At 48.1% G+C, this 13,509-nt stretch carries 18 protein-coding genes and 3 tRNA genes; 7 read left to right on the top strand and 14 right to left on the bottom strand.

Annotated elements, in window-relative coordinates:
* Positions 1–9 precede the first annotated feature (9 nt).
* Genes ACG1BZ_RS15010 through folD form a run of 3 tightly spaced genes read right to left on the bottom strand, consistent with a single transcriptional unit; the run spans position 10 to position 2,577 of the window.
* A complete protein-coding gene (locus ACG1BZ_RS15010; protein WP_413662521.1) occupies positions 10–1,026 on the bottom strand; it encodes a class I SAM-dependent methyltransferase in 1,017 nt (338 codons plus the stop codon).
* Between the two features lie 8 nt (positions 1,027–1,034).
* Positions 1,035–1,739, bottom strand: a complete 705-nt coding sequence (gene rsuA / locus ACG1BZ_RS15005; protein ID WP_282932200.1) for a 16S rRNA pseudouridine(516) synthase RsuA — start codon at positions 1,737–1,739, stop codon at positions 1,035–1,037.
* Complete coding sequence (folD, locus tag ACG1BZ_RS15000) at positions 1,732–2,577, bottom strand: bifunctional methylenetetrahydrofolate dehydrogenase/methenyltetrahydrofolate cyclohydrolase FolD (RefSeq protein WP_413662520.1); 846 nt, start codon at positions 2,575–2,577, stop codon at positions 1,732–1,734. Before folD ends, rsuA begins: the two co-directional genes overlap by 8 nt.
* A 340-nt stretch (positions 2,578–2,917) precedes the next feature.
* Between folD and ACG1BZ_RS14995 the strand changes: the two genes are divergently transcribed.
* The 4 genes from ACG1BZ_RS14995 to ACG1BZ_RS14980 all read left to right on the top strand — a co-directional run bounded on the left by ACG1BZ_RS14995 (position 2,918) and on the right by ACG1BZ_RS14980 (position 3,939).
* A tRNA-Pro gene (locus tag ACG1BZ_RS14995) sits at positions 2,918–2,994 on the top strand.
* 18 nt (positions 2,995–3,012) lie between these two features.
* Positions 3,013–3,089, top strand: a tRNA-Arg gene (locus tag ACG1BZ_RS14990).
* Positions 3,090–3,204: 115 nt separating this feature from the next.
* A tRNA-His gene (locus ACG1BZ_RS14985) sits at positions 3,205–3,280 on the top strand.
* Between the two features lie 197 nt (positions 3,281–3,477).
* The gene (locus tag ACG1BZ_RS14980) at positions 3,478–3,939 is read left to right on the top strand and encodes a hypothetical protein (protein ID WP_413662519.1); all 462 of its coding nucleotides are present in this window, start codon (positions 3,478–3,480) and stop codon (positions 3,937–3,939) included.
* A gap of 247 nt (positions 3,940–4,186) precedes the next feature.
* Here the strand turns inward: ACG1BZ_RS14980 and ACG1BZ_RS14975 are convergent, their stop codons facing one another.
* The 11 genes from ACG1BZ_RS14975 to ACG1BZ_RS14925 form a co-directional block, all read right to left on the bottom strand.
* Positions 4,187–5,527 carry a Clp protease N-terminal domain-containing protein gene (locus ACG1BZ_RS14975; RefSeq protein WP_413662518.1) on the bottom strand — a complete coding sequence of 447 codons (1,341 nt, stop codon included), beginning with the start codon at positions 5,525–5,527 and terminating at the stop codon, positions 4,187–4,189.
* A gap of 731 nt (positions 5,528–6,258) precedes the next feature.
* Positions 6,259–7,296, bottom strand: a complete 1,038-nt coding sequence (locus ACG1BZ_RS14970) for a tyrosine-type recombinase/integrase (RefSeq protein WP_413662517.1) — start codon at positions 7,294–7,296, stop codon at positions 6,259–6,261.
* A complete protein-coding gene (locus ACG1BZ_RS14965; RefSeq protein WP_413662516.1) occupies positions 7,296–7,535 on the bottom strand; it encodes a hypothetical protein in 240 nt (79 codons plus the stop codon). The genes ACG1BZ_RS14970 and ACG1BZ_RS14965 overlap by 1 nt, the downstream gene beginning before the upstream one ends.
* Before the next feature lie 77 nt (positions 7,536–7,612).
* On the bottom strand, positions 7,613–7,885 hold the full coding sequence (locus tag ACG1BZ_RS14960) for a hypothetical protein (protein WP_413662515.1): 273 nt from the start codon (positions 7,883–7,885) through the stop codon (positions 7,613–7,615).
* 89 nt (positions 7,886–7,974) lie between these two features.
* Positions 7,975–8,262, bottom strand: a complete 288-nt coding sequence (locus ACG1BZ_RS14955) for a phage antirepressor KilAC domain-containing protein (protein ID WP_252082082.1) — start codon at positions 8,260–8,262, stop codon at positions 7,975–7,977.
* Complete coding sequence (locus tag ACG1BZ_RS14950) at positions 8,259–8,423, bottom strand: hypothetical protein (RefSeq protein ID WP_413662514.1); 165 nt, start codon at positions 8,421–8,423, stop codon at positions 8,259–8,261. Before ACG1BZ_RS14950 ends, ACG1BZ_RS14955 begins: the two co-directional genes overlap by 4 nt.
* A 168-nt stretch (positions 8,424–8,591) precedes the next feature.
* The gene (locus ACG1BZ_RS14945) at positions 8,592–8,894 is read right to left on the bottom strand and encodes a hypothetical protein (protein ID WP_413662513.1); all 303 of its coding nucleotides are present in this window, start codon (positions 8,892–8,894) and stop codon (positions 8,592–8,594) included.
* Positions 8,891–9,082 (bottom strand): hypothetical protein, encoded by a 192-nt coding sequence (locus ACG1BZ_RS14940; RefSeq protein ID WP_413662512.1) that lies wholly within the window; start codon positions 9,080–9,082, stop codon positions 8,891–8,893. Before ACG1BZ_RS14940 ends, ACG1BZ_RS14945 begins: the two co-directional genes overlap by 4 nt.
* Positions 9,079–9,420: a response regulator transcription factor gene (locus ACG1BZ_RS14935; protein ID WP_413662511.1), complete on the bottom strand. Its 342-nt coding sequence runs from the start codon at positions 9,418–9,420 to the stop codon at positions 9,079–9,081. The genes ACG1BZ_RS14940 and ACG1BZ_RS14935 overlap by 4 nt, the downstream gene beginning before the upstream one ends.
* A gap of 275 nt (positions 9,421–9,695) precedes the next feature.
* A complete protein-coding gene (locus tag ACG1BZ_RS14930; RefSeq protein ID WP_413662510.1) occupies positions 9,696–10,655 on the bottom strand; it encodes a hypothetical protein in 960 nt (319 codons plus the stop codon).
* 105 nt (positions 10,656–10,760) lie between these two features.
* Complete coding sequence (locus ACG1BZ_RS14925) at positions 10,761–11,423, bottom strand: LexA family protein (RefSeq protein ID WP_413662509.1); 663 nt, start codon at positions 11,421–11,423, stop codon at positions 10,761–10,763.
* Between the two features lie 349 nt (positions 11,424–11,772).
* Here ACG1BZ_RS14925 and ACG1BZ_RS14920 point away from each other — a divergent pair, with 349 nt between their 5' ends.
* From ACG1BZ_RS14920 to ACG1BZ_RS14910, 3 genes are read left to right on the top strand one after another with little or no spacing between them, the layout of a single operon-like run.
* Positions 11,773–12,492 carry a helix-turn-helix domain-containing protein gene (locus ACG1BZ_RS14920; protein WP_413662508.1) on the top strand — a complete coding sequence of 240 codons (720 nt, stop codon included), beginning with the start codon at positions 11,773–11,775 and terminating at the stop codon, positions 12,490–12,492.
* A 26-nt stretch (positions 12,493–12,518) separates the two neighbouring features.
* The gene (locus tag ACG1BZ_RS14915) at positions 12,519–12,764 is read left to right on the top strand and encodes a hypothetical protein (RefSeq protein WP_413662507.1); all 246 of its coding nucleotides are present in this window, start codon (positions 12,519–12,521) and stop codon (positions 12,762–12,764) included.
* Positions 12,765–12,816: 52 nt separating this feature from the next.
* Positions 12,817–13,485 (top strand): hypothetical protein, encoded by a 669-nt coding sequence (locus ACG1BZ_RS14910; protein ID WP_413662506.1) that lies wholly within the window; start codon positions 12,817–12,819, stop codon positions 13,483–13,485.
* The last annotated feature ends 24 nt before the right edge of the window (positions 13,486–13,509 follow it).

Here is a 13,509-nt window from a genome sequence, read left to right as displayed (position 1 = left end):
CCCCAGCTCTTAGGGGCGCAGACGGTATACGCAAAATCCTTGCTCTTTGGTGATCAAATCCACCTGGGAAAAATAGCGGGGTCCTTTTTTCGCCAGGGGAATAAATTCATTCACCACAAAAATCGCAGCGCCGGAATCTTTTAGAATCCGCGCACTCTGCTGCAGAAAGCGATCGGTCAAATCTCCCTCCACCTGAAAGCCCTGGTGGAAAGGTGGGTTGCACAGCACCAGATCGGCGATTTCACTCTCCAGTTCAGAGCCTGCATCAGAGGGCACAACGATGCCTTCGATTCCCTGTTCGGTGAAATTCTTGCGGCATGCCAATAGAGCAGCGGCGTTATTATCCGTAGCGGTAAAATGATATTTACCCAAAGCGGCTAATTGCATACTCAGGTAACCATAACCACAACCGAGATCAACAACACGAGAACCGTCCTGTGGCAACTCCGTCGTAAATTGCTGGGCGAGTAGGGCACTGCCTTTATCGATTTTGTTCCAGCCGAACAATCCCGGCTTGGAGTAGAGGTCGCCAAGCTCGGGCAGCTTTTGTAACTGGGCGTACTGAAGCTCACTGATTGGATTGCCGGTGTCCTCGTGAGCGACAACATTACTGCTCAGGTAGTCGTTGCCGTTTTTTTGCAAGTGCTTGGCAGTGCCCAGGCGCTCGGCCACTTTCGCAGCGTAGCTTTTGATTCCGCTTTGCTTTTCACCCAGCAGAACCAACTCGCCACCTTCACCGAGGAAGTGGGGTGCACAATCAATAATATGGTGAACTACGGCCTTCTCTTTCGAAACGGCGTAAACAATACGGCGGTATTTGCGGTCCACTTCTTCAAAGTGGAAATCGTTGAAGAAGCTCCGCTTCACCGTATTTTCGGCGAGTTCGGCAATATCCCAGCGGTTACTGATTAAATCTCCGGCAAAATGAAACCCCTCCTGATGTAAGAGGGGCTTGCTGTTTTCATCGGCGATCCACAGGGTTTCCTCTGGGGCCTGGATAAGTTCCTGATGTAGAAGGGCTGACATATCTTTTTTTAATTGATAGAGGCAATTTCTTCAGGGGTCAGGAGGCGGTAATCACCTTCCTGAAGTTCTTCATCCAAGATGATTTCGCCGATCTTTTCCCGGTGCAACTCCAATACCTTGTTGCCCAGGGCCGCAAACATACGCTTCACCTGATGATAGCGCCCCTCACCGATGGTGATGCGCACTTCGTTGGCAAAGAGGATCTCCAGCTTGGCAGGCTTGGTTCTCTTCTTTTCGTTATTGAGCCAGACACCCTTGGCAAGCTTGGCCACGGCATCTTCCTCAATTTTCTCGGCCAACAGAGCGTAGTAGGTCTTGTCGCAATGGTGGTTGGGAGAGGTCACCTTGTGGGACCACTGGCCGTCATCGGTAAGCAGCACCAGGCCGGTGGTATCAATATCCAGGCGCCCGGCTATATGCAACTTTTCCTTGTTAGGCTCATCAATCAGGTCCAGCACCGTGGGGTGCTCGCCATCTTTGGTGGCACTGACATAGCCCAGGGGCTTGTTCAACATAATGTAGCGGGGCCCCGGCTCGTGCAGGGGCTCATCATCCAGGCACAACTCATCACTGACTTGTATTTTGGTGGCCGCATTGGTGACCACCTCACCATTGACGGTAATGCGCCCCGCCCAGGCGGCGCGCTTTACATCAGTGCGGGAGAGGTCGGTGACCTGGCTGACCGCTTTATCCAGACGAATCAGGTTAGCCAATTTTACGCTCACCGGAATCGACAGATTGATAGATCAGGGTATTGATGGTCATGGGACCAACACCGCCGGGTACCGGGGTGTAAGCGGCAGCGCGCTCAGCCAGCGCGCCCAGCTCGATATCGCCGACACCGCCGGGGTGGTAACCGGCATCCACAACCACAGCGCCATCCTTAATCCACTCGGCCTTGATAAACTCAGGCTTGCCCACGGCGCCCACTACAATATCGGCGCGGCGGATATGCTCGGCCAGGTCTTGGGTGCGGGAGTGGCAGATAGTCACGGTGGCATTGGCATTCAACAACATGGCCGCCATCGGCTTACCCAAAATGGGGCTGCGACCCACAACCACGGCGTGCTTGCCTTCCAATTCAATATTGTAGGCCTCCAACAGGCGCATAATTCCTTTAGGAGTCGCGCAGCCATAGGCCTCTTCACCCATTGCCATACGGCCAAAGCCCAGGCAGGTTACACCGTCTACATCTTTCTCCAGGCTGATCGCATCGAAACAAGCGCGCTCATCGATCTGCGCCGGTACCGGGTGCTGGAGCAGAATGCCGTGGACGTTGGGGTTGGTGTTGAGTTCTTCGATCTTGGCGAGCAGCTGCTCAGTGGTGGTGGAGGAGGGCAGTTCCACCTGGAGGGAGTCCATGCCGATTCGGCGGCAGGCATTGCCCTTCATCTTTACGTAAGTGGCGGAGGCGGGGTCATCACCTACCAGAATGGTCGCCAGGATTGGCGTTTGGCCACCACTCTTTTCCTTTAGTACGGCTACCCGAGCCGAGAGTTCCTCTTCAGTTTTCTGTGCCAGGGCCTTGCCGTCCAGAACCAGTGCAGACATAGATACTATCTCTAACAGTAAAAAATCGATGGCTAATAGACCGGAATCTGCTTCAGCACCTACTTTATATAGAAGGGCGGAAGCCGGCGATTTTTAAAAACGCTTACTTTTTATCCGGTCGGATTCGCGAAGTGCGCCATTTTCGCACAGGTTGGAAATAATTTCGCCACTTCTGGGCCCAGATAGGCAAAAGGATAAACTTCTTTAAAAATAATAGCTTAGAAGCGTTGACATGGGCCGGGGGTATCATTACTATGCACGCACTTCGCAGCTACAGCGACTTACACAACCACCTACGGGGCGGTTAACAGGGTCAAAGAGGTGCGAATGATTGGAAAAACGGGGCATAGCGCAGTCTGGTAGCGCGCCTGCTTTGGGAGCAGGATGTCGGGGGTTCGAATCCCTCTGCCCCGACCAATTTTCCGGGTTCACCTTGCGCCCGTAGCTCAGCTGGATAGAGCATCCGCCTTCTAAGCGGATGGTCGCAGGTTCGAGTCCTGCCGGGCGTGCCATCTTCACAAGATGGTGCTGGTTTGGCAAAAAGGACTTAGTCTGAAGCCAGATTGGCTGCAAGAGGTATCCGGCAATCAGTACTGCCACAAGGTGCTGAAGTATATCACTTTTATGGTGGCCGTAGCTCAGTTGGTAGAGCACAGGATTGTGGCTCCTGAGGTCGCGGGTTCGATCCCCGTCGGCCACCCCAGATTCTTCCTTGTTTATCAAGGACTTAAAACCCCGCCGAGTGCGGGGTTTTTTAGTTTTAGGTCCCGTGGTGCCAATTCATGGTGCCAATTTTGGCCTCAATCTATGTTGAGGTTTAATTTTGGCAGGTCTTGAACCATGTCTATCTGGCGGTAAAAATCCCCTTTTTAAATCACTAAGAAGTAGCTTGGAGCTGTAATGAAGTATCTGCTGTCCGTATTTTTCTTAACCTGTTCTGCTTTCGCCTCTGCGGCTGGGGACTCAAACTTTTCATTAGGCGGGGGCCAGGATCATGCTGGGATAGGAGCAAAGTATTCGATTAACCGCGGTAAAGATAAGTACTTCGGCTCTTTGGGTTGGAAGGGCTATTCCGATGAGGCTGGTTCAGTTGCAGGTTACGGATTGGGTTGGGAGCGACTTGTAGCTTCCGATAGCCATTCTTTAGGAGTTTTCCTGGGGCTTGTAGAGGTTAACTATCGTAGAGATGAGGCAGCGCGCTATAACGGGATTGCTTTGCTTTACAATTATTACTTTTCAGGATTTTCTGAATCCTCATTTGTTCTCGGTGCCGCTGTTCATGCGGGAACCAGATCAGGTGATGAACCGTATTTTGATGAGCATACTACCGGTGCAAGTATGAAGTTTGCTTATCAGTGGTAGCGTAGGTGAAAGATCTTTAGGTTCGCCCCCCGCCCGCCTTGTGGTTCGAGTTAATTATGGCTCAATGCAGGGGGGCTTTGGTCGTCTGAATCGTAGGTAGGTGCTCTATAAGCTGATTGTGTCGACGTAATATCCCGCTGGTCAATATAAAGATATAGGATGAATTAAGTAAGTAATTGATAGCGAAATCTTGAACCTTGGTGAAGAGCCTTAATGTAGTTCATCGCTTAACTAGCCCTTGCGGCTATTACAATCCTAGCATTTTTAGCGTCTCTAAGATTGTAGTTGCAAGCATTCCCGAAGAAACATTCACGCAGTAATTTTTTAATTCATCAACTCGGTCGGGATGTTGGCTGGAAATGGACTCAACCGCTTCTTTAACGAAGCTGATTTCATCGTTGGTAAGGATTGCTTTAGAGGATAAGCTGTCTATAAGGTTGAAGGCCGATTCAAAATCTCTCGGTGCTGAAATTTTTTCTAGTGCGTTACAAAGATTTTTTTGACTTTCACCGTGGGCTACGGAAATTAAACTAAGAGCCTCTTTTAGGGTCGCTATAGTATTTTCTTGTATCCCTAGAATTCTCTCAAGTGATCTTATTTCTGTATGCGCAATATCCAGCTTTGTCTCTAGTTGGGCAATGTGAATTGGATCGCTGAGAAAGTCCTTTGTGGGGATTATTCCAGCCGCAACTTTTCCGTATTGATCCAAAGCTCTTTTTATAATTTCTTGGTCTCCCTCTTCGGTGATAATAACCAAGCTAACAGTATTGGCTTCCTGAGTTATTGATATGCTTACATTTTTGTCTGGGTACTTCTGATGAATTACTTCGGAGAAGTATGACAGTATGCCTAGGCCGGCTTGTTTGTGTTCAGGTTTAAAATTAATTGAAGTGGAGATTTTGTTGGAGGTCTTGTTAGTGAGAAGGTTGGTTATTTCTTCTTCTAGTTTTTCAATTTTTTCTTGGGACTTTCTTAGTGTTTCTTTGGTCTTGTCTATAAAGTTGGCCAATTCTGTTTTGTGATTTTCTCGAACTAGATCGAGTTCATTTTTAATGACGTGTATTTCTTTGTCTTTTTCTTTAAGCAGGCTCTTGTAATCGAATGACTCGTCGTAACTTTCATTAAATGCTTTTTCAATTTCCTTTTCGTTGTCGATAAAGGAGGTGTCATGATTTATGAAATTGATTACATCATTTCTGGTGAGCCTGTAGTCTGATAAAAATTTGGCGGATAGACTTTCTTGCTCGCTAAGAATAGCTGCAAGTATGTCAGCTCCGGTCACCTCTATTTTTTTCTCAGATTGAACATAAAACACAGCCCTCTGTAATACGCGCTGAAAGCCAAGTGTAGGTTGGGTTTCAGTGGTGGTATCTTTGTCGGAGATTAGTGGGGTCGATGAATCTACAAAATCAATCACTTGTGATTTAAGTTTGCTCGTGTCGATTTTGTATTCTTGAAAAACATCGTTTGCTGATTCGGAGTCAAATAGTGATAAGAGTAGGTGCTCTACAGTAAAAAATTCATGATGTTTGGAGCGGGCGTATGTAAATGCGGTGTTTAGTGAAGTTTCTAAATCTTTACTCAGCATGAATCCCTCGAGGTATTATTATGTAGTTTCCAATTTTGCGTCATTATCCTTGATGGTCACTAACAGTGCAAAATTATTCTGATTAATCGGGCCTTGTTGATAATTTAATTAGTGTTTTTAGGTGCGCACCTAGTTAAATTTTTTGGACGTTCAAGTAGGTTTTAACTATGTTTTTCTATCCGCTTTTCACTTGTATTTTTGCGTGATAGTTGTCTGAACTATTGCTGTGCTTAGTCGTATTTCTCCCTTCGTTTGATTTTTTATGCGATTCTATAAGGCAATATCGAGGGGTGTCATGTGTCTTATAAAAGTGAGTGCTGGCATCAAGTGCGGCTCTTCTTAGGTGCTCATCTATAACATGAAGGTTTGTAATCCCTACTTGGTTGCCACCAATTTCGATTAATTTACATGTGCCGCTATTTACTTTTGGTTGATACGGTTGAGCACGAGCGTTGGCAAAAAAGCAAGCCACACAAAACATCATGGGGTAGCGTGAAAACTATTCAAAAATTTCCGCCTGCAATCTATCCATGCTTCGCTCTAAAATTTGCTGGTGATCTTGGGTGTGTTGCCCGTGCAGGAGGGCGATTTAGTGAAAGCCAGTTTAAGTTGGCTGAATTCGTGTTGCTCCCCTTGTGCGGTGACACTTTAATTTTGGGATATTGGGCCTGAAAATTTGATTTCAACCTGTTATTAATTCAAATGGGTTTCGGAGATAACTTGGCTGGCAATTAATCCTTGCTAATCGGCCGGTGATGGTGGTTTAGGCTGACCACCCGATCCGCCGTACGGTTATATCGTTCAGCCATAGACCGCGTCTTATGCCCGGTAAATTTTTGAACGTCCCCTTCAAAGTCACTGGCCGCTTTGATCTTCAAATCATGAAAGCGAAAGCGCTGTTTGATAGCGCCAGCGGCTAGGGCTGCTCGTTGTTCGCGAAGCCATATAGCATTAAACCCCATGCGGGTGTAGGCACGGCCAACGCGGCTGCGGATGATGTGGGTGGTTTGGATTTGTGCTTCAGTGTTGGTGGCTATTGCGCGGTCAACGGCTTCTTTGAGCGCTAAGCTCCATAGCTTTAGTTGGACCTTACCTGTCTTGGCTTGCACAATCAGTAGGCCGTCTTCCTGAATCTCTGCACGGGTGAGGGCAAGTACATCCTGTTGCCTGGCGGCACACAGATAGCTAATTTCCATAGCGCACTGGTGCATCACATGGCCGTGATCGCCCAGCCATTGCCAGAAGGCTTGGTACTCCCAGTCTTCTACGTAGCGCCCACCAGCTTTCTCTTTCAGGCTTTTAACTACCGCCGTTGGATCTTCAATCTTTACGAATCCTCTGGCTTTACCCCATTTCATAACAATGCCGAGGAATGTCTTCTCGCGGTTTGCGGCTGTGGGATGTTCGGCTCCACGGGCATCAAGGAACATCTGTACCAGAGGGGAGGTGATGTTATGCGGTTCCATTTCCCCAAATACCGCCAGAATACGCAAGCTATAGCGGTGATAATCTTTCTGGGTTTGAGGCTTGATGTGCTTAGTGTATTGAGGGGAGGCGAAGTAGAGTTCTATTAGGTCTGTGAGGGTGAATGTCTTCTGTACCAAGCCTGCCTGATACTTTTCGTAAGCGGCCCACACTTCTGATTTGCTAGCGTTGAGGTCGGCTAGATGCTGTATAGGCCAGCCTCTGCGCCTTACGCGGTATCCGCGAGGGTAGCGGACAACGTAAGGTGGCATCCATGCATTTTCGGGGTTGCGCCTTCTGCCCATTAGCTTGCTGCTCCAAGGTTAAAGCCTGGGGGTAGGTTAACACCGGCTAAGTCAGGTTTTGAGGCCCCTCGGGCCAGAATGGCTTGATTAACCATTTCCCAGGTGAGTGCAGGGGATCGGTCCTTCTTCAGCACATAGGGAATCCGATTGGCATCGAGAATACGCTTTTGCTCCTCGGCATTTTCGGCGCCAGTGCCCGTTAGTCGGCCTATCTCATGCTTGGTTAACAAGTTGCCCATCGCACATCCCTCGCGTTGTTGTCTTCTACCTAAAAAGCCCGCACTTGGCGGGCTGAGAAAACTGTGTTTAATTGAGATCAAGCGTATTGCGGTTCTGCCTTGGGTTTTGATTCTGGGTGAGGGCAATCTTTGGGTTTCTCTTCAATGATTTTCTTATCGACTATGCGATAAATTTTTGCCTTGTCGGTTTTCTTGTCGAATATCTGCGCCCAGTGGGTAAACAAGTCATTTTGAGCGATGCGCTGTACTTCTTCGAAGGCCTCTTCTTCAGTGGTGTAGGAGCGCTTGAAATCTTTAATACCACCCATCAATAGGTTGTAGGTTCCAGTAAGCAGTGCGTATCTTTCCATTGGATTTTCCCATTTTAAAAAATGGGCCCCATACCGGCAGCCCAAGGATGGTTACCTCTGACTGAATGCGCCGGGGCGCGGTTAAACTTCTAGCTGGCTTGGGAGATGGAATTTTTTTCGATCAGATCCCGAATCCACACCATGCCTTTCGATGTCACTTTGGTATTGATATACGGCACCTTCACCGGGCCACGGCTATATTCGGCATTCTCTGCAACCAGTAGCCCCTGCTGTACGGCGGACTTTGTCGGTGAGTTACGCATAGGTTCGCGGCTATGCAGAAGGTCGCTATTTCGTAGAACCTTTAACAGGTTGTTTCTGCCCATTTCTAAAGTTCGGGCGGCCTGGGTGATGGTGAAGAGTTTTTCCTTTTTCACGCTGCCTCCTGGTCCTTCAAGTTTTGTTCTGATGGTTGGCCCTGGATGGCTTCGGAGAGTGCGGCTATCTGCTCTTGCATGCCGTTTATTTGTAACTGCTGAGTTTCTACCGTGGCCATTAGGTCTTGAGTGATTTGTAGTAGTTGGGAGAATTCATTCATGGTTCGCCCCTACTATTTTTTTGAACTTCCGCTCCCTGCCAATTGCCGGCTCCCAATATTTGCAGAGCTGACAACTCCAGCCGCGCAATAACAGCTTTCCATTGAATACCGGCGCTGCGGGTTTTCCGCAGTGGGCGCAGTATATTCGTGGCAGCTGCTGCGGGTGGTTCATGCTGCACCCTTTCTCTGGGTTTCAAGGTGAGACCACTCGACCCGAAGGGTGCGAAACTTTTTCTCGCCGTGCGCAATAACGCTTTGGGGTTCTTTGCCCATGTAGCGAAGCGTGATTACGTTAAGTGCGTGCTGATAGTTGTCACCATCAAGCAGAGAGAGTTCGGCAACGGGGACCGTGAAATCATTGCTATTCCAGGCTGAAAGCAATACCTGTGCAGCAATTGCGCTAGCGCCTGAATAACCATTGGCTACTGTGAGCAGAGTTTCCACGCTCTGCTTTGAGGTGAAATAAGTCATGCCGCATCACCTCCAAACGGGGGCCAATCGTCACCCTGTGAGGAGGGTGCCGGTGTCGGCTTTAGCGATGTTTTTATCGTGCGGTGGTGCTTTTGACTGCTGGCGATAACAGTCCCGGATTTACCACTGGGGCGATGCTTATCGCATTGAGTTTGAGCTATTGGGAGTACATAGACTGTGGCGGTCATACGATGCCCTCGTAGTTATTGCGAATGCGGATAGTTTGAGTGGTGGGGCGGCGCTGCATACGAGTGCGCAACTGCTCCTGCGCATCCGTACCAATGCCGCTAAGAACTGAGGCGATCAGAGCAAATTGAATTAATCCGTGTTTAACCGCTTTGGCCACCGCTTCAGTGCTATTGCGGGCATGCAGTTTGTAAAAGCATTCAGCCAGCAAATTGGTGACATTCGCTATAGAGCACCGCATAGCTTCTGCGGTCTCTCTGTTGGAGAGGCCGCGGGCGCGGTGAGTTAATGCTTCGGCTTGGCGTGGCGCCAATGGCTTTAGACTGCTGGTTGCGTTCATTTGGAGGTCGCCACCTTTGAAAGCTTTGGGGATTTACAGTTAGACTAGCAAATGCTATCGCCTGCAGGCAATAGCATTTGCTAAATTTGTGGGGATTTAAGTGACAAACTATGTTAGTGGGCAGACCGTTTGCTAGAGGGTTGTGGCCTTTAAGTCGAGTGCCTGTGAGACCACTTATTTGGAAGCTCGGGTATTGGATGCTTTACTTATGCGCTTACTTCTTTTGACTTACCATTTCAACTTCGAGGTACATATGGGGGCTAGGATATATATCTTTAATCAAAGAGATGTAGATCGGTATATTCTTCCTCAGGGTCATCATCTTCAGTTTCAAAGTAAATATTTGGGGCGGCAATTGCTCCTATTTCTTCAAGGCGCTCTTTCACATTACTCACCGTTTCCGAGTAGAGGTGCTCCAACTCATCCATGACGGATGCTTTACTTTTATTTGATTGAAAGCACTCTAAGTAATCACTAATGAGTCCTGGGTCAAATTCTAGCGGTTGAATTCCCTTGAGAAAATTTAGGTAGCCAGAGGATGAGTCTGTATTCATGAAAAAAATGAGTAACTCTTTCCATAGAATATCTTCTTCTGAAATTTTGACTTCGCGAAGGAAGATAGATTCAGCTTTTGACCCGGAGCGTAATTCATATGTGTAAAGGTTTATTTTACAGGCCTGTTTTTTGATTATTTCATAGATTACTTTGGATATCTTCAGTGTTGTTTTTTGTACAAATTTACGGTAACGGTCACTGTTAATGTTCCCCAAAAGGGGCGTTTCATTAAGTAGATTGGTGTTTAGGTGCTTATTTAGCCAGTTAAACAGAGACTCTCTCTCTTTATTTAATTGGTAGCTAGAGGAAAGGGTGAATCGGTCATACCTTAGTGATTTATAAAAAATACTTAGTAGATCAAATAGGTGTATTTGAGGTGAGCTTAGATTGATTTTAGAGTGTTTTTGTAAATGCTTGAGCAGGGAGGAATGATTGTGAGTAATCAGCGACTTTTCAAGAGCTTCTTGATTGACTGTGTCATTATGTTCATGTAGTACAATCGCTATTTTAAGTAGTCGCTCAAATCCAACGGATAAATTATACAGGAATTCGAATAATTCCTCCGGGCGGTCTAAACTATCCATTTCGTGGAAGCAGCGCAACCCATTGTAAATGAATGTGCCTGAGATGCATAACTCCTCCCCAAGCTTAAAGTTCTTCCAAAACTCAGTTGGCTTCATTTGTTAAGTCCAATTTCCCTGGTCAATTATTTGTTTATACATTATTTCAATTGATGAGGGGGGAGGTAACTGGGTCCCTAAATGTACTATTGAAAAATAGACGTTTTATTCTGGGAAGAATGATCCAATTATTACCCCACAAATAGTAACAGCAAGATCAGTAATGTCCTTAGACTCATAGCTTGGATTTATTGGGCGTAAGTATCTTCGCCCCATATCTTCCTGATAAGATTTAAATGTCACCTCGCCGTCTAATTTAGCTATCACTCTGCATCCATTTGTTGGGGTGACGTTAGGATCTACAAAAATAATTGTTCCTGGAGGATACGAGCGTTGTCCAGGGTAGGGGCTTGTCATTGAGTCGCCCTGTATTCTCAGGGCAAAGCTGCCCTCTGAATGTTTGCATGGGCAGGGTAGCCAGTCTTCAGCATCTCCTGGCTCAAATGGGTCTACTGCTTCACAGAATTCACCTGCCTGCACCCAGCTAATTAGAGGTACACGGCCACGAATCTTTGGGCCCGGAGCTACGTTAGCATGGGATTTAGGAGACGTTGTTGGAGAGGACTCAGCGCTGTCTAGGGCGCCTTGACTCAGCCCGAGAGAATCTTCAAGTTTCCTGGCAGCTTTCTCTCCAAGGTTTCGGTGTCCATTCAATAGTTGAGAGACGTATGTAGGGTCTACACCAAAAGCTCGGCCAAATTCAGCCTTAGAGGCATATTTTTCAACTATTTGGCGGAGATTCTCACGCCTGACTTCTCTTATATCCATTCAGCAATCGTCTCAAACATTAGCAAAAAGTAAATTGCACTTTGCTATTGCTATGGATGATAGCGTTTGCTATCGTTTGTGCGTATGGGCATTGTTACTTTAGGCGCCTCTCGCACGGGAAAGTGTGGCCTTAGAGAGGTTCAATCTTCGAAAAATTTTATTGGGATGCCTGAAAGCGAAAAACTAGGTGGCTCGGAGGCAACCTGTTTGGCTGAGTGTATGAACTGGCTTGCGAAACCTGAAGAACGATCACTTTCAAATCCCTCTGTCGTAGCATGGTGATTCTGCTGCTTGTGGTGTAGGGCGGTAATCAGGTGCGCTATATGGAAATTTATACAGGAGGTGCGTGGTGAGCTTTGAAGCCGCTGCATGGGCCATTAAACGCAGGACTAGAACACCAACCGCAAAGCTGGTTTTGATTGCGTTGGCCGATTGCCATAACAGTGACACGGGGCAGTGTGATCCGGGCAATGCCTACCTGGCGGACGTTGCGCAATGCACAAAGCGTTCGGTGATTAATGCCATCGAAGAGTTGGAAGAATTGGGCTACCTGAGCGCCGAAAAATCCAACGGCCGCAGAACCAATTATGACCTCTTTTTACACGTAAACCGGTGCAATGATTTCACCGGTGAAAATTCTTCACCGGTGAAAATAAAACACGAACCGGTGAAATCTGAGCACCCAACCGGTGAAAATGACAACACGTCCTTCTCTATAGAACCAGTAAGAACCAATAAGAAACCAGTAGAGAGAGGCACAGTTCCAAAACGCGCCAACCCCAAACGCGGCACACGCTTGTCTGGAAACTGGGTTCTCACGGATAAATTCCGCACCGAAGCCCAGCGCCTCCGCCCAGACCTGATCCCCCGAATCCACGACATTGCCGAAAGCTTCCGCGATTACTGGATATCCCAACCCGGCCAGCGCGGCGTAAAACTCGATTGGCTCGCCACCTGGCGCAACTGGCTAAAACGCGAGAACTGCCTAGCACCGCCACCCCAAGCGCAAGGGGCGAAACAAACGCGGGACCGATCGATTAACGACCTGTTGTCAGATACACGCTGGTAAAACTCAATCACCAAGGAGCGCTCACCATGTGCACAGTCACCATCCCAGAAGCCATCGCAAGAATTGCCACAACCAACCCCATCAGCCCTCTAGCCGTATTCCGCACTAAGTACGCTCACCTCGTGGAGGTTGTGTTCGCGAATACGGTGGTTACCCAATTCTGGATAAACCAGGGCCACATAAATTACCTGGGCACCTATCACCGCGATAATTTGCACGCAGCTGAAAGGCGATTTCAGGATTACTACGAGAGTATGCCGAAGGCAGCTTGATGGGAGGTGTGGTTGGTTTTTGGTTGCTTGAAAATTGCTTGGGGGGCATGACATGAAATTCGAAAGTGCTAGACAAGCGTGGCACGACGCCTTTGATAGCTCCACAGCTGCATTTGATTATGAGGCCATGGGCGGCAGAAGTACGGTTTCCTCAGCTGGGCGAGGGCGAAAAGTTGTAATTCGTGGAGAAGTGCAGGGCAGGGCCAACCAAGTTATTTGCCGGGTTGCAGCCCCAACACTAGTTGCAAAAGAAACCCCCGGAGCCAAGGACAGCGGCAACCGCATCATGGATGCCTGTGAAAAGGGATTAATCCAAGATGCAGTTGCAAAGTTGAGAGAGAGTGATCCATTGGCATACTGCTGGGGCATGGCCGCCTACGCCCCGCCAGCCTCAAGAGTTAAAGAGCGAGCAACACTACTGAAATACCTAATGAGTGAATTCGACAAATGGGAGGAGCCGCACCCGCGAGAAAAGGTTAGCCAGCTGGCGCTATTTTGTATTAATGCGTGTGCACTGCGCGATGTGAATGGCCGATTAATAGACCTGGGCCAAGCGCGGACAATTTTAGGATGTGACAAAAAGCGGTGGGATAGGGAGTGGGTAAAAATTTGGAAACGTTTGCAACGGCGTTTGGACGTATTGCCGGCGCGGGCTCTGGCGCCGGTGGCGGTGTTGGTTAATGAGCGAAGATATGGAAAACAGGAAAATTTGCTGCAATAATCCGTATTCCAGAAATTGAGAATG

Origin of the sequence: Microbulbifer sp. CNSA002 (assembly GCF_047324085.1) — a bacterium.
GTDB lineage: Bacteria > Pseudomonadota > Gammaproteobacteria > Pseudomonadales > Cellvibrionaceae > Microbulbifer.
The sequence above is the reverse complement of the archived record's forward strand: the minus strand, read 5'-3'. Positions and strand labels throughout refer to the sequence as shown.

What these genes read in the sequence shown, in the direction of transcription:
- ACG1BZ_RS14950 (WP_413662514.1), bottom strand. Translation starts at nt 8,423, where the DNA reads ATGAATGAATTCTCCCAACTACTACAAATCACTCAAGACCTAATGGCC.
- ACG1BZ_RS14945 (WP_413662513.1), bottom strand. Translation starts at nt 8,894, where the DNA reads ATGACTTATTTCACCTCAAAGCAGAGCGTGGAAACTCTGCTCACAGTA.
- ACG1BZ_RS14960 (WP_413662515.1), bottom strand. Translation starts at nt 7,885, where the DNA reads ATGGAAAGATACGCACTGCTTACTGGAACCTACAACCTATTGATGGGT.
- ACG1BZ_RS14975 (WP_413662518.1), bottom strand. Translation starts at nt 5,527, where the DNA reads ATGCTGAGTAAAGATTTAGAAACTTCACTAAACACCGCATTTACATAC.
- ACG1BZ_RS14915 (WP_413662507.1), top strand. Translation starts at nt 12,519, where the DNA reads ATGTGCACAGTCACCATCCCAGAAGCCATCGCAAGAATTGCCACAACC.
- ACG1BZ_RS14980 (WP_413662519.1), top strand. Translation starts at nt 3,478, where the DNA reads ATGAAGTATCTGCTGTCCGTATTTTTCTTAACCTGTTCTGCTTTCGCC.
- ACG1BZ_RS14970 (WP_413662517.1), bottom strand. Translation starts at nt 7,296, where the DNA reads ATGGGCAGAAGGCGCAACCCCGAAAATGCATGGATGCCACCTTACGTT.
- ACG1BZ_RS14925 (WP_413662509.1), bottom strand. Translation starts at nt 11,423, where the DNA reads ATGGATATAAGAGAAGTCAGGCGTGAGAATCTCCGCCAAATAGTTGAA.
- ACG1BZ_RS14910 (WP_413662506.1), top strand. Translation starts at nt 12,817, where the DNA reads ATGAAATTCGAAAGTGCTAGACAAGCGTGGCACGACGCCTTTGATAGC.
- ACG1BZ_RS14940 (WP_413662512.1), bottom strand. Translation starts at nt 9,082, where the DNA reads ATGACCGCCACAGTCTATGTACTCCCAATAGCTCAAACTCAATGCGAT.
- ACG1BZ_RS15010 (WP_413662521.1), bottom strand. Translation starts at nt 1,026, where the DNA reads ATGTCAGCCCTTCTACATCAGGAACTTATCCAGGCCCCAGAGGAAACC.
- folD (WP_413662520.1), bottom strand. Translation starts at nt 2,577, where the DNA reads ATGTCTGCACTGGTTCTGGACGGCAAGGCCCTGGCACAGAAAACTGAA.
- ACG1BZ_RS14935 (WP_413662511.1), bottom strand. Translation starts at nt 9,420, where the DNA reads ATGAACGCAACCAGCAGTCTAAAGCCATTGGCGCCACGCCAAGCCGAA.
- ACG1BZ_RS14965 (WP_413662516.1), bottom strand. Translation starts at nt 7,535, where the DNA reads ATGGGCAACTTGTTAACCAAGCATGAGATAGGCCGACTAACGGGCACT.
- ACG1BZ_RS14930 (WP_413662510.1), bottom strand. Translation starts at nt 10,655, where the DNA reads ATGAAGCCAACTGAGTTTTGGAAGAACTTTAAGCTTGGGGAGGAGTTA.